The 17,074-nt window shown below is 72.6% G+C and carries 15 protein-coding genes and 1 tRNA gene; 2 read left to right on the forward strand and 14 right to left on the reverse strand.

The window, feature by feature from the left end:
- Nucleotides 1–208: 208 nt before the first annotated feature.
- The 4 genes from ACGFS9_RS07340 to ACGFS9_RS07355 form a co-directional block, all read right to left on the reverse strand.
- Nucleotides 209–281 (reverse strand) — tRNA-His (locus ACGFS9_RS07340).
- A gap of 109 nt (nt 282–390) precedes the next feature.
- Complete coding sequence (orn, locus tag ACGFS9_RS07345) at nt 391–993, reverse strand: oligoribonuclease (protein ID WP_393251367.1); 603 nt, start codon at nt 991–993, stop codon at nt 391–393.
- Nucleotides 994–1,125: 132 nt separating this feature from the next.
- A complete protein-coding gene (locus tag ACGFS9_RS07350; protein WP_393251368.1) occupies nt 1,126–2,364 on the reverse strand; it encodes a helix-turn-helix domain-containing protein in 1,239 nt (412 codons plus the stop codon).
- A 383-nt stretch (nt 2,365–2,747) separates the two neighbouring features.
- The gene (locus tag ACGFS9_RS07355; RefSeq protein WP_393251369.1) at nt 2,748–3,125 is read right to left on the reverse strand and encodes a hypothetical protein; all 378 of its coding nucleotides are present in this window, start codon (nt 3,123–3,125) and stop codon (nt 2,748–2,750) included.
- A 531-nt stretch (nt 3,126–3,656) separates the two neighbouring features.
- On the opposite strand from ACGFS9_RS07355, the gene ACGFS9_RS07360 reads away from it, so the two are divergent.
- Entirely contained in the window at nt 3,657–4,184 is a 528-nt protein-coding gene (locus ACGFS9_RS07360) for a universal stress protein (RefSeq protein ID WP_393251370.1), read from the forward strand.
- 415 nt (nt 4,185–4,599) lie between these two features.
- On the opposite strand, the gene glmS is transcribed toward ACGFS9_RS07360, so the two are convergent.
- The 3 genes from glmS to ACGFS9_RS07375 all read right to left on the reverse strand — a co-directional run bounded on the left by glmS (nt 4,600) and on the right by ACGFS9_RS07375 (nt 7,469).
- Nucleotides 4,600–6,417, reverse strand: a complete 1,818-nt coding sequence (gene glmS, locus ACGFS9_RS07365) for a glutamine--fructose-6-phosphate transaminase (isomerizing) (RefSeq protein WP_393251371.1) — start codon at nt 6,415–6,417, stop codon at nt 4,600–4,602.
- Nucleotides 6,418–6,430: 13 nt separating this feature from the next.
- Nucleotides 6,431–6,688, reverse strand: a complete 258-nt coding sequence (locus ACGFS9_RS07370) for a hypothetical protein (RefSeq protein WP_355863081.1) — start codon at nt 6,686–6,688, stop codon at nt 6,431–6,433.
- Nucleotides 6,689–6,869: 181 nt separating this feature from the next.
- Nucleotides 6,870–7,469, reverse strand: a complete 600-nt coding sequence (locus ACGFS9_RS07375; protein WP_393251372.1) for a TetR/AcrR family transcriptional regulator — start codon at nt 7,467–7,469, stop codon at nt 6,870–6,872.
- Between the two features lie 68 nt (nt 7,470–7,537).
- Here ACGFS9_RS07375 and ACGFS9_RS07380 point away from each other — a divergent pair, with 68 nt between their 5' ends.
- Nucleotides 7,538–8,131 carry a dihydrofolate reductase family protein gene (locus ACGFS9_RS07380; protein ID WP_393251373.1) on the forward strand — a complete coding sequence of 198 codons (594 nt, stop codon included), beginning with the start codon at nt 7,538–7,540 and terminating at the stop codon, nt 8,129–8,131.
- A 247-nt stretch (nt 8,132–8,378) separates the two neighbouring features.
- On the opposite strand, the gene ACGFS9_RS07385 is transcribed toward ACGFS9_RS07380, so the two are convergent.
- From ACGFS9_RS07385 to ACGFS9_RS07415, 7 genes are all read right to left on the reverse strand, one after another.
- The gene (locus ACGFS9_RS07385) at nt 8,379–9,269 is read right to left on the reverse strand and encodes a DUF4429 domain-containing protein (RefSeq protein ID WP_393251374.1); all 891 of its coding nucleotides are present in this window, start codon (nt 9,267–9,269) and stop codon (nt 8,379–8,381) included.
- A 163-nt stretch (nt 9,270–9,432) separates the two neighbouring features.
- A complete protein-coding gene (locus ACGFS9_RS07390; protein ID WP_393251375.1) occupies nt 9,433–11,205 on the reverse strand; it encodes an IucA/IucC family protein in 1,773 nt (590 codons plus the stop codon).
- Entirely contained in the window at nt 11,202–11,747 is a 546-nt protein-coding gene (locus tag ACGFS9_RS07395; RefSeq protein ID WP_393251376.1) for a GNAT family N-acetyltransferase, read from the reverse strand. Before ACGFS9_RS07395 ends, ACGFS9_RS07390 begins: the two co-directional genes overlap by 4 nt.
- Complete coding sequence (locus ACGFS9_RS07400; RefSeq protein ID WP_393251377.1) at nt 11,744–13,021, reverse strand: lysine N(6)-hydroxylase/L-ornithine N(5)-oxygenase family protein; 1,278 nt, start codon at nt 13,019–13,021, stop codon at nt 11,744–11,746. Before ACGFS9_RS07400 ends, ACGFS9_RS07395 begins: the two co-directional genes overlap by 4 nt.
- A complete protein-coding gene (gene desA / locus ACGFS9_RS07405) occupies nt 13,005–14,447 on the reverse strand; it encodes a lysine decarboxylase DesA (protein ID WP_393251378.1) in 1,443 nt (480 codons plus the stop codon). The genes ACGFS9_RS07400 and desA overlap by 17 nt, the downstream gene beginning before the upstream one ends.
- Nucleotides 14,448–14,932: 485 nt before the next feature.
- A complete protein-coding gene (locus ACGFS9_RS07410; RefSeq protein ID WP_393251379.1) occupies nt 14,933–15,799 on the reverse strand; it encodes a siderophore-interacting protein in 867 nt (288 codons plus the stop codon).
- A 45-nt stretch (nt 15,800–15,844) separates the two neighbouring features.
- The gene (locus tag ACGFS9_RS07415; RefSeq protein ID WP_393251380.1) at nt 15,845–16,894 is read right to left on the reverse strand and encodes an ABC transporter substrate-binding protein; all 1,050 of its coding nucleotides are present in this window, start codon (nt 16,892–16,894) and stop codon (nt 15,845–15,847) included.
- Nucleotides 16,895–17,074 lie beyond the last annotated feature (180 nt).

Genomic DNA, 17,074 nt, shown 5'->3' on the forward strand with positions numbered 1-17,074 from the left:
GCATCACGCCGGGCGGCGCATCCCCGCGGCGGCGGAGGCGCGGTGGACGGGTGGCCGCGGGAGGCCGCGGCGAGGGCGGCCATCGCGTCGCTCGGCGGAGGCGCCGGCACCGGCGCCCGCGGCGCCCCCGTGTTCGCGAGTGTTCCCGAAGACCCCGAGCATGACGAAGGGCTGACCTGTTTCCACAGGTCAGCCCTTGATCAATCAGGGTGAGTGACGGGACTTGAACCCGCGGCCACCTGGACCACAACCAGGTGCTCTACCAACTGAGCTACACCCACCATGTCCGGTCCTGTGCACTTCTCCGACCGGCCGAGAAAAAGTGTACAGGGTCGGAAGGGGTGCTCGCGCACGCCTTTTCGCGGGGCCCGCCGGGGCCCCGCCGCAGCCCTATTCGGTGGGGACGACGTGCCGTGCCGCGATGGTGCGGGCGGTGTCCGAGTCGGGCCCGGGCTGCGGGACGAAGATCGCCTCGCGGTAGTAGCGGAGTTCGGCGATGGACTCGCGGATGTCGGCGAGCGCGCGGTGGTTGCCGTTCTTGTCCGGGCTGTTGAAGTAGGCCCGGGGGTACCAGCGGCGGGCCAGTTCCTTCACCGAGGAGACGTCGACGATGCGGTAGTGGAGATAGTCCTCCAGCGTCGGCATGTCGCGCAGCAGGAAACCGCGGTCGGTGCCGACGGAGTTCCCGCACAGCGGCGCCTTGCCGGGCTCCTTCACGTGCTCCCGCACGTAGGCGAGGACCTGCTCCTCCGCCTCCGCCAGGGTGGTGCCCCCCGCGAGCTCCTCCAGCAGGCCGGAGGCCGTGTGCATCCGGCGCACCACGTCCGGCATCGTCTCCAGGGCCGCGTCCGGGGGACGGATCACGATGTCCACTCCGTCGCCGAGCACGTTCAGCTCCGAGTCGGTGACCAGTGCGGCCACCTCGATGAGCGCGTCATCCGACAGCGAGAGCCCGGTCATCTCGCAGTCGATCCACACCATGCGATCGTTCATGTGTCTCACCCTACGGCCCGCCCCCGCCGGGCGGACCCGCCCGTGCGCCCGCCCGTGTGCCGGGGCACCGCCCGGCACACGTGAGGGGCCCGCACCGGTGGGTGCGGGCCCCTCACGCGTGCGGCGTCCGGATCAGGGCGCGCTGCGCTGGCCGGGCAGGCTCGGCCGGCCCGCCACGTACAGCTCCGGCCGCTCCCGCAGCGCGTCGGCGGAGAGCGCCGCCGCGCCGAGCGCGCCGGCCGCGGCGGTGCGGCGGGTCTGCATCGGCAGCGGACCCGGATGCTCCGGGTGCATCTGCGGCGGCGGCCCGACCGGACCCGGCGCGCTGTCCGTGTCCACGGCCCGCTCGGCCTGAGGCCGGCGGGCGCGGTACGCCGCCCGGTAGGCGGCCGGGGACGAGCCGAGCTGGCGGCGGAAGTGCCCGCGCAGCGCGACCGGCGAGCGGAAGCCGCAGCGCCCCGCGACCTCGTCGACGGAGTAGTCGGAGGTCTCCAGCAGGCGCTGCGCCTGGAGCACCCGCTGGGTGATCAGCCACTGCAGCGGAGCGCTGCCGGTCAGCGAACGGAATCGGCGGTCGAAGGTGCGGCGGCTCATGTAGGCGCGCGCCGCCAGCGTCTCGACGTCGAACTGCTCGTGCAGGTGCTCCAGCGCCCAGGCGACGACCTCGGCCAGCGGGTCGGCGCCGATCTCCTCCGGCAGCGACCGGTCGAGGTAGCGCTCCTGTCCGCCGCTGCGCCGCGGCGGCACGACGAGCCGCCGGGCGAGTGCCCCGGCCGCCTCGTTGCCGTGGTCCGTGCGCACGATGTGCAGGCAGAGATCGATTCCGGCCGCCGTCCCCGCGGAGGTCAGCACGTCGCCGTCGTCCACGAAGAGTTCGCGCGGGTCGACGTGCACCGACGGGTAGCGCTTGGCCAGCGTCGGCGCGTACATCCAGTGGGTGGTCGCCGGACGGCCGTCCAGTAAACCGGCCGCGGCCAGCACGAACGCGCCGGTGCACAGCCCGACGATGCGGGCACCCTCCTCGTGGGCGCGGCGCAGCGCGTCGAGCGCCTCCTCGGGCGGTGGCGAGGTGATCGAACGCCAGGCGGGCACGACCACCGTGCCCGCTCTGGAGATCGCTTCCAGGCCATGCGGTGCGGTGAGTTCCAGGCCCCCTGTGGTCCGCAGCGGGCCGTCCTCGCCGGCACACACCAGAAGGCGGTAGCGCGGCACGCCGGCGTCCTGGCGGTCAATCCCGAACACCGACAGCGGTATGGAACTCTCGAAGATGGGCCCGCCGCTGAACAGCAGCACCGCGACGATCTCCTTGCGGCGGCGCCCGGACAGCTTCCGGGCCGCGGCATCCGGCGCGGCAGTGGAGTCGTGGCTCATCCGGCTAAGCCCCCCTCGGTGGTCGCGGCGCCCTCAACCTTTCGGGTCTGTCGCTCCAACACGTTTCCCCTCGGTCCTGCACGAGTCCCCCGCCGTAAGACAAGATCGAATCTACTGTGTCCCGTGGCGCCAAGGTGACCAGATCGGTACTCCGTGGAATGTCGACATGGCAACTTGGCGTGAAGCATTCGATCACGAAGCGTTGCACTCGGGGGCCGTGCAGGGAAGTGCGCCTCGTGGCGGTGGCCAATCCGCGTAGGGTGCGAACGCCCCTCGGACCCCTGTCGGTGCAGGTGGAACGGGGGTTGAGGGGTCGTTCGGACAAGGGATGAGCCATCACGAGAAGTTGGCTGAAAAGAGGTGCAGGAGTGCGTGCAAACCGGTCAGTCGACCGGCTGGTTTCCCGCTCCGTGGCGCCCTCCGCGACGTGCCCCCGCGCCGCTCCTGCCGCGCTGGACGCCCCCCGCCCCGGCGGCCGCCCCCCGCCCCGTGCCGGGCGCGGGCACCGGCCCGGTCCGGCCGTGCCGGCCCCGCTGGTGCGGCGTCCGGTGGGGCGCCGCCGCCCGCGCCGCGTCGAGCTGCTGCTCGCGCAGCACCGCGGCGCCCCGCTCGGACCGGCGCAGCAGCAGCATGCAGGCGCCCGTCACGGCCGCGAGGCCGAGGGCGGTGCCCGTCGCGCCGGCCGCCGAGGTGCCGTACCAGAAGAGCACCACCGGGACTAGGACGCAGCTGAACGCCGCCCAGCGCACCACGTCGCTCACGGTGTCCGCCGAGCCCGCCGCGGCGGGGCGGCGGGCGGCGGGCGTACCGGGGTGGGCGCCGGGGCGTGATCCGGACGCGGGCGCCGCGGGAGATGCGGGCGGGGTCGAGCGAGGACGGGCGGTGTCGGGTCCGGGCACGTGGCGCTCCCTCGTACTCCTGTGTGCTCCATGCTCTCCATGGCGGTGGCTGTACGGGGTTCAACGCGTGGCCGCGCCGCCGGTCACTGCCCGGACCGCGGTGTCCGCCGTCCGGAAGCGGGGCCCCGTCACCGGCCGTCGCGGCCCGGCGCCGGCGGCCCGCCGCCGTCCCTCGGCCGGGCGCCGCGCAAACCGCCTGTACAGGGCAGCAACCGTTGCGTTACGGGCGCCTCTCGTGCATGCTCCCTGGAATGCCGCGCACGGCGCGCGGAATCTGGGCAGCGGAGGCGTGCCGCCGTACCCTTGGGGGTAGGGGGTCGGGAAGATGCTTCCCGGACACAGCTCCGCCGATCGTTGTCGTCCCACCACGAGGATCCAGACGCCGAGACAATCATGGCCGGTCACGAATTCTTCGATCCTGCGGACCGCAGGCGCCCCCTCGCCGAGCCCGCGGCGGACGAGCCGCTGGCGGCGCGGGCGCCGCGCGAGTCCTGTGATCCCGCCTTCCGGCACGGCGTCGTCGTCGGCTTCGACGGCTCGACGTCAAGTGAGCGCGCCCTCGCCTACGCGATCGGCATGGCGCACCGCTCCGGCTCGGGACTCATCATCGTGCACGTGGCCAACCGGCTGCCCACCACGGTGTGGGCGGGCTGCGAGCCCCCCGTCTTCGTCGACGTCCCCGACCACCGCACCGAGGTGCTCGGCCTGGAGCTCGCCTGCGCCGAGTACCTCGCCGAGGTGCCGTGGATCCTGGTCGAGCGCGGCGGGGACATCTGCCACGAACTCGAAGAGGTCGGGCAGGAGTACGAGGCGGACGCGATCGTCGTCGGCTCCACGCACGGCATCGTCGGGCGCCTCTTCGGTTCGGTGGCCGGCCGGCTCGCCAAGCGCGCCAAGCGCCCCGTGATCGTCATTCCCTGACGCCCCGCCACCCTGACGCCCCGCCACCCTGACGTCCCGTCCGCGCGGAGGCCGTCGGGCCCCGGGCCCGGAAGCCGCCCGCGCGGCCCCGTAGGCGGCCCGACCTCGCGCGTCGCCAACCTACCGGCGCGTAGCGGGTGTTCACGCCCCGGTGGCGGGAATGTACCGGGCATCGGTCCCGGCGGCGGCGACCGCCGGGCCGCGGCAGGCGACCGCCCTCCCCATCGCGGGGTTCCCGACGCCGCCCCGGACCGCCGCGACGCGCCGCGGCCGGGGTGTGACGGCCACCGGCTGAGACCGGCGCGGGCCGGGGTGACGGGGCGCCCCCGGCCCTTCGGGAGCGGTCCCCGTGCACGGGTGGCGCGCACGGGGACCGCTCATCGTCCGTCTGCCGTCGGCGATCTGACGGAGCGTCCTACTCGACGGTGACCGACTTGGCCAGGTTGCGCGGCTTGTCGATGTCCCGGCCCAGCGCCAACGCGGTGTGGTAGGCCAGCAGTTGGAGCGGAATGCCCATCAGGATCGGGTCCAGCTCGTCCTCGTTCTTCGGGACGACGATCGTCTGGTCGGCCTTCTCCTGCTCCTGGTGCGCGACGGCGAGGATGCGGCCGCTGCGCGCCTTGATCTCCTCCAGGGCCGCGCGGTTCTTCTCCAGCAGGTCGTCGTCGGGGACGATCGCGACCGTGGGCAGGGCGGGCTCGATCAGGGCCAGCGGTCCGTGCTTCAGCTCCGAGGCGGGATAGGCCTCGGCGTGGATGTACGAGACCTCCTTGAGCTTCAGGGAGGCCTCCCGGGCCACCGGGTAGCCGCGGACGCGGCCGATGAAGAGCATCGAGCGGGCCTCGGCGTACTGCTCGGCCAGCTTCTTGATCTCCTCCTCCTGCTCCAGGATCTCGGTGATCTGGCCGGGCAGCCGGCGCAGGCCCTCGATGATCCGCTTGCCGTCGCGGACCGACAGGTCGCGGGTGCGGCCGAGGTGCAGGGCGAGCAGCGCGAACGCCACGGTGGTGTTGGTGAAGCACTTCGTCGAGACGACGCAGACCTCCGGGCCGGCGTGCACGTACATGCCGCCGTCCGCCTCGCGGGCGATCGCCGAGCCGACGACGTTGACCACGCCGAGCACCCGGGCGCCCTTGCGCTTCAGCTCCTGCACGGCGGCCAGCACGTCATAGGTCTCGCCCGACTGGGAGACGGCGACGTAGAGGGTGTCGGGGTCGACGACCGCGTTGCGGTAGCGGAACTCGGAGGCCGGCTCGGCGTCCGCGGGGATGCGGGCCAGCTCCTCGATCATCTGGGCGCCGATCATGCCCGCGTGGTAGGAGGTGCCGCAGCCGAGGATCTTCACGCGGCGGATCTGGCGCGCCTCGCGGGCGTCCAGGTTCAGGCCGCCGAGGTGGACGGTCGAGAAGCGGTCGTCGATCCGGCCGCGCAGCACCCGGTCCACGGCCTCGGCCTGCTCGTGGATCTCCTTGTGCATGTACGTGTCGTGGCCGCCCATGTCGTAGGAGGCGGCCTCCCACTCCACCGTGGTCGGCTCGGACGTGGTCCGGGTGCCCTCGGTGGTGTAGGTGCGGAAGTCGTCGGCCTTCAGCGTGGCCATCTCGCCGTCGTCGAGCGTGACGATCTGCCGGGTGTGGGTGACCAGCGCGGCGATGTCCGAGGCGACGAACATCTCCTTCTCGCCGATGCCGAGCACGACGGGGGAGCCGTTGCGCGCCACCACGATGCGGTCGGGGAAGTCGGCGTGCATGACGGCGATGCCGTAGGTCCCCTCGATGACCCGCAGGGTCTCGCGGACCTTGTCCTCCAGCTTCTCCTGCTGGGAGCGCGCGATGAGGTGGGTGAGCACCTCGGTGTCCGTCTCGGAGAGGAACTCGACGCCGTCCGCCTCCAGCTTCCGGCGCAGGTCGGCGGCGTTGTCGATGATGCCGTTGTGGACCACGGCGACGGACTGGTCGGCCGACATGTGGGGGTGGGCGTTCACGTCGGAGGGGGCGCCGTGGGTGGCCCAGCGGGTGTGGGCGATGCCGGTGGTGCCGGCGAACCGCTTGGGGACCTTGGCCTCCAGGTCGCGGACCCGGCCCTTGGCCTTGACCATCCTCAGGCCGGCGGTCTTGGGCGAGGTCACGACGATGCCCGCCGAGTCGTAGCCGCGGTACTCCAGGCGCTGCAGGCCCTCCAGGAGCAGCGGCGCCACGTCACGCCTGCCGATGTATCCGACGATTCCGCACATATATACGTATTCCTCAGCCGTAGACGATGCGGCGCAGCTGCCGGAGGCTCAGCTCGGGCGGCGCGACCGCGCGGTACTTCAGGTCCGCCTCGATCCGTTCGAAGATCGTCGCGTTCACCAGGCCCTGGGCCTGGAGTTCGCGGTGGCGGCGACGGACGTACTCCTCGGTCGTCTCGTCGAACCAGGCGAGCACGTCCTGGACCACGCGCAGCGCCTCGCCCCGGCTCAGGGGCGTGGACCGCGTCAGGTGATCAACAAGTTCGTCGTGCACCCGTCGATCCTGGGGTAACGGAGAGCGATGTGCAAGAATCCTGCCCGATTTCGGGCAGGGTCTTGCGGGAGGGGGTGCGGACCGCTACGCCTCCTCCTCCGGAACGGCACGGGGAGGCGGGGGTGGGCGCCGGCCGGGACCGGTCCGGTCCGGTGCGCCGCCTCCCCGCGGCCGACGGGTGTCATCCCTGGGGCCGGGCCGTCTGCTCGGCCCCCACGATGCGCTCCACCGCGGCCGTCGCCAGCCGGTCGCGCTCCTCCTCGGAGAACACGTCCGGCAGGGTGAGCTGCTCGACGATCAGCCAGTTCAGCGTCAGCATGAGCAGCTTGACGGCCATGGCGTCGCCCGGGAGGCCGGAGGTCTCGTGGTAGGCGACGTTGGCGTCGACGTCCGCCCGGACCCGCTCGGTGAGGACCCTGCGCAGTTCCGGGCGGCGGGTGGCCTCCAGGCGGAGTTCCAGCAGGGCGAGGTAGCCGGCGCGGAAGGAGGCGACGCGGCCGACGAGCTCGCGCATCAGTTCGGCGTAGGTCTCCCGGTCGCGGTCGGCCGCCCGCTGGCGGGCGATCGTGGCCTCGTCCGGCTGGAGCCGCTCGTAGATCCGGGCGCCGGCCTGGGTGAACAGGTCGTCGCGGCTGCCGAAGTAGTTCGATGCCGTGCCGGTGGGGACGGCGGCCTCGGTGTCGACGGCCCGGAAGGTCAGGCCGCGTGCGCCGTCCCGGGCCAGCACCTCGATCGCCGCGTCGACCAGGGCCGCGCGCCGCCGGTCGTTCCGTCTCGCCATTGACACCACTCCATGTGTAGTACTACGTTCAGACCACTACAGGCAGAGTACTACGTAGGGGGATCCTGGTGCGCAAGCTCGTGTACTACGTCGGCGTCTCGCTCGACGGCCGCATCGCCGGCCCCGGAGGCGAGTTCGACTTCTTTCCGCAGGGCGACGAGCGGCAGGCAGCCGCCTACGCGACCTGGGTGAGCACGCTGTACCCGGAGACCGTCCCGACCGCCCACCGGGCCGCCGCCGGCGTCGACGGCGCGCCCAACCGGCGTTTCGACACCGTCGTCATGGGTCTCGGCACCTACCGCCCGGCCCTCGACCTCGGGATCACCAGCCCGTACGCGCACCTGCGCCAGTACGTGGTGTCCAGCACCCTCGAACCGGACACCGACTCGGCCGTCACCGTCGTGCCGAAGGACCCGCTCGCCCTGGTCCGCGACCTCAAAGGCGAGGCGGACGCCGAGCTGGACGTCTGGCTCTGCGGGGGCGGCCGGCTCGCGGGCACCCTGCTGCCCGAGATCGACGAGCTGCTGATCAAGACCTACCCGGTCGTCGCCGGCACGGGCGTCCCGGTGGTCGAGGGGGCCTTCGACCCCGCCGTCTTCGACGTCGCCGAGCGCACCGCCTTCCCCAACGGGGTCACGCTCACCCGCCTCGCCCGCCGCTAGTGCCCTGACCGGAAGGGCCACCGGCTCGCGACGCCCGGCACGGCACCGCGCCGCGTCGTCGCATCACCCGAGTTACATCCCGTACGCGGGAGACGCTCCGCCTCGCGATGCACCGCACCGGACGCCGCGAGCCGTCCGGCGAACCCTTCCGGTCACGGCACCGGGCGTGCCGGGCGGCGCGGTGCGGGCGGGCGGTCCGCGTGCCCGCACACGGTGTGGGCCGCCGCACGCGGACCGGGGCCCGACGTCACAGGCGCCGCAGGACCGCCTGCTTGGCCAGCGCGAACTCCTCGTCCGTCAGGACGCCGTCCCGGTGCAGCTCGCCCAGCTCCCGCAGCCTGCGCAGCAGGGCGTCGTGATCGGCCCCGGACGGCTGTGCGGGGATCGCCACCCCGTCCGGTTCCTTGGCCGGCGCGGTGGCGGGCCCGGGCGCGGACGCCGCCGGGTGCGGCAGCCGCGCCTGCACCGCCGCCGCGACCAGCGCCATCAGTGGGTCCTTCTTGAAGCCCCACAGCTCCACCGCGTGGGGGTCGTACTTCGCCGGTGCCTTCGTCTCGGCGCCGCGCACGCCGAACCGCAGGCAGCCGTTCTCCAGGCCGGCCGCGGGGTGCCACTCCACGGCCGTGATGTCGTCCAGGGCCAGGACGCGCGGGCCGCCGGCCGACTTCGCCTCCTCCGTCTTCCAGTTCCAGTCCAGGCGCACGCACTCGCCGTCGAAGGCCGCCGTCCCGTCCCCGGCGGAGGCGGACAGCGGCACCGCCGGGCCGGGGAGCAGGTACTCCTGGACCGGCCCCGCCGGCACCTCGTCGAGCAGCAGGGCGTTGCGCACCTCGTCCACGACGTACTCGGCGACGCCGAACCGGTCCGCCTCGACCGTCAGCCGATAGGGGTCGTGCGGCTCGCCGAGCCGGCCCCCGGTCGCCTGGAGCAGGGGGTCCGCGCCGTCGCGCAGCCGCAGCCGCAGCCGCCCGGACCTCTTTCCCTGCTCCAGCGATATGCCCGCCAACGCGCGCAGGGGAACGGTCAGTTCACCCAGCTCCCGGCGCAGCAGACCGACGTTCCTGTCCCGCCCCGGAGTCAGCCGCAGCGCGTCGCCGTCGAGGACCCAGGTGCCGTCCCGCTGGATGATTTCCGCCATGCTCGGGATTGTTCCACCGCCGCCCCGGGAGCGTGGCCCCGACCGGTACGGCGGCCGGTGCGCGTCCGGGGTGCCGCCCGCGCACCGGCCGGGCGCGCCGACGGGCGCCCCGCAGGACCGCCTCCGGGGCGCCCGTCGGCCGCGGCGCCCGCGCGCCGCGCGCTCAGAACCCGGCGATCGGGTTCCGCAGCGTGCCGACCAGCTGGAGTGCGCCCGAGGGGTCCGCCAGGTCCACCATCTGCCGGTTGTCGCGCAGCTGGAGCCGGTTCAGGCAGGACAGCGCGAACTCGGGGGCGAACAGGTCGTACCGGCGGAACCGGTCCTCCAGTTCGGGCACCGCCTCCTGGTAGGCGCGCACGCTGTCGGCGACCGTGCGCCAGAAGTCGTCCTCGCCGAGGACGCCCTCGGACGCCAGCTGTGCGGCGAGGAAGCGGAAGAAGCAGTCGAAGACGTCCGTGAAGACGGACAGGAGCCTGTGCTCCTCGGGCACCTCGACCCGGATGCGCTCGACCGCCGGGGGCAGCACCGCCTGCGGGTCCATCACCGCGATCTCCTCGGCGATGTCCTTGTATATCGCCCGCCGCACCGCCCCGTCCCGCAGGACCAGGATGACGTTCTCGCCGTGCGGCATGTAGACGAGGTCGTAGGCGTAGAAGCTGTGCAGCAGCGGGGTGAGGTAGGCGTGCAGGTAGTCGCGCAGCCACTCCACCGGTGTCTGCCCCGACCGCTCGATCAGCGCGCCCGCGAACGAGGCGCCCTCGTGGTCGACGTGCAGGAGCGACGCCATCGTGGCGAGGCTCTCGCCCTCCCGGAGCGAGGGCACCGGGCTCTCCCGCCACAGCGCGGCCAGCATCTTGCGGTACGGGGAGTGCCGGTCGGTGGCGGCCTCGTACTCCGGGTGCCGGTAGCCGACGGCGGCGCGCTCGCGGATGATCGACAGACCCGTCGACCTCAGCACCGGGTCGCCGTCGACGAGCCGCGCCAGCCAGTCGTTGACGGCCGGGGTCGCCTCCATGTAGGCGGCGGACAGCCCGCGCATGAAGCCCATGTTGAGCACGCTGAGCGCGGTCTTCACGTAGTGCTTCGCGGGGTCCGTCGTGTTGAAGAACGTCCGGATCGACTGCTGGGCGAGGTACGTGTCGTCACCCTCGCCGAGGCAGACCAGGTGCCGGCGGGCGATCTCGGAGGCGAAGGTCACCGACAGCTTGTTCCACCACTGCCAGGGGTGGACCGGGACGAGCAGGTAGTCGTCCGGGTCCAGGCCCTGCCCGGACAGCGTCGCGGCGAACCGCTCGACGGCCGCGGCGCCCAGCTCCTCGCGCAGGAAGGACGCGTAGGCGATGCCCTCCCCGGCGGTGAACACCGCGCGGGAGCGGTGCGCGGCCAGCCACACCAGCCGGACCGGGGCCGCGGTCTCGGGGGCGTAGGCGTGGTACTCGTGCACCCCGAAGCCGAGCCGTCCGTTGTTGGCGACGAAGCAGGGGTGGCCCTCGGTCATCCCCGTCTCGATCGCCTGGAACCCGGCGTCGACCAGGTCGCGGACCGGCAGGGGCGGCTTGGCCAGTTTGTAGCAGGTGCCGGAGAGCGTGGAGGAGATCTCCTCCAGGTAGACCGGCAGCACCTCCTCGCCGAGCCCCAGCGACCGGCGCAGCTCGATGAGGAAGTCCGGTGCGGACAGGGGGAGTTCGGCGCCGTCGCGGAGCCGGGTGATGGAGTCGGCGTCCACCTGCCAGTGGTCGAGGGCGCGCCGCACCGCGGTGTAGCGGTAGCGGGTGGCGCCGTCGTCGGAGCGGACCTCGTAGCGGCCGTCCGGCAGCCGCAGCGGGGTGATCAGCCGTTCGTGGGCGAACTCGGCGAGCGCCTTGCGGACGAGGAGGCGGTTGGCGGTCGCCCAGCGCTCGGGGGAGAGGTGGGCGACGCCGTCGGCGAGGTTCATGCCGCCACCGCCTTCGCGAACTGCTCCCGGGTGCAGAAGCTCAGCAGGGCCCGCTTCTCCGGCTTGCGGATCTCCCGTTCGGGCACGAAGCCGACGGCCTCGTTCAGCGCGTGCACCGCCGTGTTGCCCACGTCCGGCTCCACGACCACGCGCCGGGTCGCCGGGTCGGCGAAGAGGTGCTCCATCACGGCGGTGATCACGGCGCGGGTGAATCCGTGCACGGGGGTGTCGGTCGGCGCGACCAGGAAGTGCATCCCGACGTCGCCGGGTTCCGGGTCGTAGAGCCCGACCAGTTCGACGTGGCGCGGGTCGTAGCGCTCCATGAGGAAGACGGGCTCCCCGTCGAGCAGCCCGATCCGGGCGTGGTGGTGCTCGTCGGCCGCGATGGCGGTGTACTCGCGTTCCACGTCGGCCTGGCTCGCCTCCTGCATCATCCAGAAGGCCGCCTTCGGGTGCGTCACCCAGCGGTGCAGCAGGGGGGCGTCCGCGGCCGGGTCGAGGGGGCGGAGGCGGAAGGTGCCGAGTGCGGTGGTGGTGCTCATGCGGAGAACTCCTGGAACGCGATGGTCTTCTCGACCGGGTAGTACTCGGTGCCGAGCAGCTCGCGGATGATGTACGCGTTGCGGTACGCGCCCATCCCGAGGTCCGGCGAGGTGATCGAGTGGGTGTGGACGCCGCCGTTCTGCAGGAAGATCCCGCGTCCGGTGGTGTCGACGGCGTAGTTGCGGGCCACGTCGAGGTTGCCGCGGCCGTCGTAGCGCAGGCGGTCGCGGACGGGGGCGAGGAACGCGGGCTCGGTGTAGCGGTAGCCGGTCGCCAGGATCAGCCCCGCCGAGCGCAGTTCGTACTCCTTGTCCTGCTCCTGCTGGCGCAGCCCCAGGGTGTACGTCCCGTTCTCGTGGCGGGCCGACTCCAGGGAGGAGTTGGTGAGCAGGCGGGCCGGAACCGGGCCGTCCAGGTTCTTCTGGTACAGCAGGTCGAAGATGCCGTTGATCAGGTCGCCGTCGATGCCCTTGAACAGGCCCTTCTGCTCGTCCTGGAGGCGGTAGCGGGTCGGCTCGGGCAGCGCGTGGAAGTAGTCGATGTACTCCGGGGAGGTCATCTCCAGGGTGAGCTTGGTGTATTCGAGGGGGAAGAAGCGCGGCGAGCGGGTCACCCAGGTCAGCCGGTAGCCGTGGACGTCGATCTCGCCCAGCAGGTCGTGGAAGATCTCCGCGGCGGACTGGCCGCTGCCCACCAGGGTGATCGACTCCTTGGACTGCAGCTCCCGCTTGTGGTCCATGTAGCGTGAGGTGTGGACGAAGTCGCCGCCGAGGCCGGCGCAGGCCGGCGGCACGTGGGGCTGCGTGCCGGTGCCGAGGACCAGGTGGCGGGCGCGGTAGACCTCGCCGCCCGCCGTGCGCACGGCGTACACCTCGTCCTCGCAGGTCACCTCCACGACCGTGGTGCCGAAGCGGACGGTGCGGAGCCTGTTCGCGGCCCAGCGGCAGTAGGCGTCGTACTCCACGCGCAGCGGGTAGAAGTTCTCGCGGATGTAGAACGAGTACAGGCGGCCGGACTCCTTCAGGTAGTTGAGGAAGGAGTACGGGGACGTCGGGTCGGCGAGGGTGACCAGGTCCGACAGGAAGGGCGTCTGGAGGTGGGCGCCCTCCAGGAACATCCCGGAGTGCCACGAGAAGGCGGGCTTCGACTCCAGGAAGACGCCGTCGAGTTCGGCGATCGGTTCGGTGAGGCAGGCGAGGCCGAGGTTGAAGGGCCCCAGCCCGATCCCCACGAAGTCGTGGGTCGTGTCCGTGGTGTCAGCTGGCGCGGTCAAGGGAGTCTCCCAGGTACTGCTCGGCGTGGCCGGCGATCAGGTCGAGGACGGCGGCGATGTCGTCCACCGTCGTCTCCGGGTTGAGCAGGGTGAACTTCAGGTGGTGGCGTCCGCGGACCTTGGTGCCCGCCACGACGGCGTCACCGGAGGCGAACAGGGCCTTGCGGGCGTACAGGTTGGCGCGGTCGATCGCGCCGGGGTCGGTGACGCCGGGCGGGACGAAGCGGAAGACGAGGGTGGACAGCGAGGGCTCCACGACGACGTCGAACCGCGGGTCGGCGGCCAGCAGTTCCCAGCCTCGGGCCGCCAGGTCGCACACCTCGTCGAAGAGGTCGCCGACGGCGTCGGCGCCCATCACCCGCAGGGTCATCCAGAGTTTCAGGGCGTCGAACCGGCGGGTGGTCTGGAGGGACTTGTCGACCTGGTTGGGGATGCGCTCCTCGGCCATCCGGCGCGGGTTGAGGTACTCCGCGTGATAGGTCGCGTGCCGCAGCGTGCCGCCGTCGCGGACCAGCAGGGCCGAGGAACTCACCGGCTGGAAGAAGGACTTGTGGTAGTCGACCGTGACGGAGTCGGCGCGCTCGATGCCGTGGAGGCGGTCGCGGTTCCTCCGGGAGGCGAGCAGGCCGCAGCCGTAGGCGGCGTCCACGTGCATCCAGGCGCCGGACCGCGCGCAGAGCGCCGCGATCTCGGGGAGCGGGTCGATGGAACCGAAGTCGGTGGTGCCCGCGGTGGCGACGACGGCCATGGGGACGAGGCCGGCCTCCTCGCAGCGCTCCAGTTCCCGGGCGAGGGCCACGGTCTGCATGCGCTGGTCGTGGTCGACGGGGACGGTCACGACGGCGTCGGGGCCGAGTCCGAGGAGTGTGGCCGACTTCCTGACGCTGAAGTGGCCGGCCTCCGAGACGAGGATCCGCAGGTCGCCGAGGTCCGCCGGCGCGGCCTCCTCGCGGGCCAGCAGCAGCGCCTGGAGGTTGGACTGGCTGCCGCCGCTGGTGAAGACGCCGTCGGCGCGCGGTCCGAGGCCGACGCGCTCGCAGGTCCAGTCGACGAGCCTGCGCTCGATGAGGGTGCCGCCGGCCGACTGGTCCCAGGTGTCCAGGGAGGAGTTGACGGCGGAGAGCACCGCCTCGCCGAGCACCGCCGGGATGACGACCGGGCAGTTGAGGTGGGCGAGGTAGCGGGGGTGGTGGAAGTAGACCGCGTCCCGGAGGTAGACCTCCTCCAGTTCGTCGAGGGCGGCGGTGCTGTCGTGCAGGGGCTTGTCGAGGTCGATGCCCGCGATGCGGGGGGCGAGGTCGTCGACCGCGACGCCCGTGAACGGGCCGGTGGTGGTGGCGAGTTTGGCCGCCACCCGCTCGACGCCTTCGGTCACGGAGCGGCGGTACCGGTCCGCGGTGGTGTCGTTGAGCAGGTGCGAGCGCATGTGGGGGTCCTCCGTGCGGGGGAGAGTCCGAGCGGGACGGGGAAAGGGCGGGCCGCGAAGCATTGCTTAGGTTAGCCTAACCTAAGTTGAACGCCACGACCTGCCCTTCGGCAGGTTCCCCGGCCCGGGACCGCACCTCCCGCCGGTCGTCGCCGGATGGGGCCGGCCGGCGCTGAGCCAGGGCGAGTTGCGCATGTCCCGTCGTTCGCCCGGAGGGCGGGCCGCGGGGCGTCGCGCGCGTGCTCTCGGCGTGCCGGCGGGGAGGTGCGGGGGCTTCCGCCCGGTGCGGCGGGCGGGCGGGGCGTCCCGCGGCGGACGGGCCGGGAGGGTTCGTCGGACGGCTCGCGGTGCCCGGTGCGGTGCATCGCGGGTGGAGCGTCGCCCGTGTACGGGATGTATGCGGGTGGTGCGACGGCGCGGCGAGGAGCGGTGCCGGACGCCGCGAGCCGGACGCCGCGCGTCGGTGAACCCGTCCGGTCGGCGCGCTAGGCGCCGCTCTGGTGGAGCTGCTCCTCCGTCAGACCCTGCCGCCAGTAGCCGACGAAGGTGACCCGCCGCCGGTCCAGTCCCCGCTCGCGCACCAGGTGCCTGCGGACGTCCCTGACGCGTCCGGCCTCACCCGCGACCCAGGCGTACGGCGCCGTCGCAGCCGGCAGCCGGGCGGCCCGCAGGGCGTCGAGCGTCGCGGCGGAGTCCGGGCCGGCGCGGCCGTCCCGGACCCGCCAGGTGATCCGGGCGTCCGCCGCCGTCACCGGTTCCCGGACGTCGCCGGGGTGGCCGACCTCCAGCCAGGCGTGGACGGGCAGTCCGGCGGGCAGCGAGGACAGGATGGCGCAGACCGCGGGCAGGGCCGTCTCGTCGCCCCACAGGACGACGAGATCGGTGCCGGACGGCGGCCGGAACCGGATCGCCCGGTTGTCCGCGACGGCGGGGCCGAGCAGGACGACCCGGTCGCCGGGCCGCGCCCGCGAGGCCCAGCGCGAGGCGGGCCCGGCCGGGACGGCGGACCCCGGCTCCGTGCCGTGCAGCACGAAGTCGATGTCGATCTCGGTGGGCCCGCCCGGTGTGCGGCGCAGTGCGCGCAGGGTGTACGAGCGCATCACGGCCCGTACGTCGTCGGGGAGTTCGCGCCACGCCTGCCACCACCCGTCTCCCCGGTCGACGGGCACCGCCGGTTCGCTCTGGCCGGGGTGTGGCAGGAACAGCGACAGCGACTGGTCGCGCCCCTCGGAGCGGAACCGGTCCAGGTCGGGCCCGCCGAAGGTTACCCGGACCAGGGACGGGCCGAGCCGCCGCGTGGTCACGACCCGGAGGGAGAAGAAGCGGAACGGGGCGGCCACGGCCGTCGTCATGAGTGCTCCCGGAGAGGTGTCGGGGTTCACGTGGGCGTGCGGGTGTCAGGCGACCTTCCTGGCGTTCTCGATGGCCTCGGCGAGCCGGTCGAGGATCGGGGCGCACTTGTCGTACGACAGGATCGGCTCCGGGGTGCGCGCGACGACCTGGCCGGCCTTGACGGCGGGCAGCTTTTTCCAGGTGGCCTCGGTGATGTCGGCCGGCTGGATGGTCGAGGTGCGGTCGTCCATCATGATGACGTCGGCCGGGTAGGTGTCGACGTTCTCCCAGCTCAGGTTCTCGAACCAGCCGCCACTGGCCTTCAGGGCCTTGGCCGAGGGCTCGACGATGTTCACGCCGAGCGCCTTGAAGTACTCCAGGTCGATGGAGAGGTTGGAGCCGGACACGTAGAAGATGTCCTGGCTCGCGCTGCCCGCGAGGACCTTGATCTCCGGGCGGGCCTTCGCGGCCGCGCGCAGCCGCTCGGCCGCCTTCTCGAACTTCTTCTTCGACGCGACGATCCGGGCCGACGTCACGTCGGCGCCGAGCGACTTCGCCAGGGCGAGCATGCGCTGGAGCGGCTGCGGCATCTGCACGTCGTACACCGACAGGCCGACGCTCGGGGCCAGCTTGAGGATCTTGTCCTTGGACTCCTCGGGCACGTACCAGAGGGTGCCGGAGGAGTCGAACATCGTCGAGACGAGCACGTCGGGTGCGAGGCCCGCGTACTTCTCGATGTTGAACTGGCCCCACTCGTTGCCGAGTACGGTCACCTTGCTGACGTCCATGTCGCCGGCCTGGACGTCGGCCGAGCCGTCCTTGGTCCGGGTCGGGCCGAAGACCCCCTTGACCTCGATGCCGTAGTCGAAGAGGGCGGCGGCGACGCCGGTGAAGGCGACGATGTTCGCCGGGGTCTTGTCCAGCTCGACCGTGGTGCCGCGGTCGTCCTCGAAGCTCCAGGGCCCGGAGGCGGCGCCGGATTTCCCCGTGTCCGAACCACCGTTCTTCGAGGCGTCTTCGTCGCCGCAGGCGGCGAGGGCGACACCGAGGCCGAGGGCGCCGCCCGCGGCGAGGACGCCGCGACGGGTGAGGTGGGTGGCACGGGCGTTGGGCATGAGGGGGCCGCTTTCGGCACGGGGCGCGCGACGGCGCCCGCCGGACAGGTTCGAAGGTAGGTTAGCCTAACCTTGGTAGTTGTCCAGGGGGTGGGGGTGCCGGGGGCCCGCCCGCCGTGCCGCGGACGCAGACCGGCCGCGCCCCCCGTGCAGGGAGGCGCGGCCGGTCGGGATCGGTGC

Source organism: Streptomyces sp. NPDC048566, assembly GCF_043199735.1.
Taxonomy (GTDB): domain Bacteria; phylum Actinomycetota; class Actinomycetes; order Streptomycetales; family Streptomycetaceae; genus Streptomyces.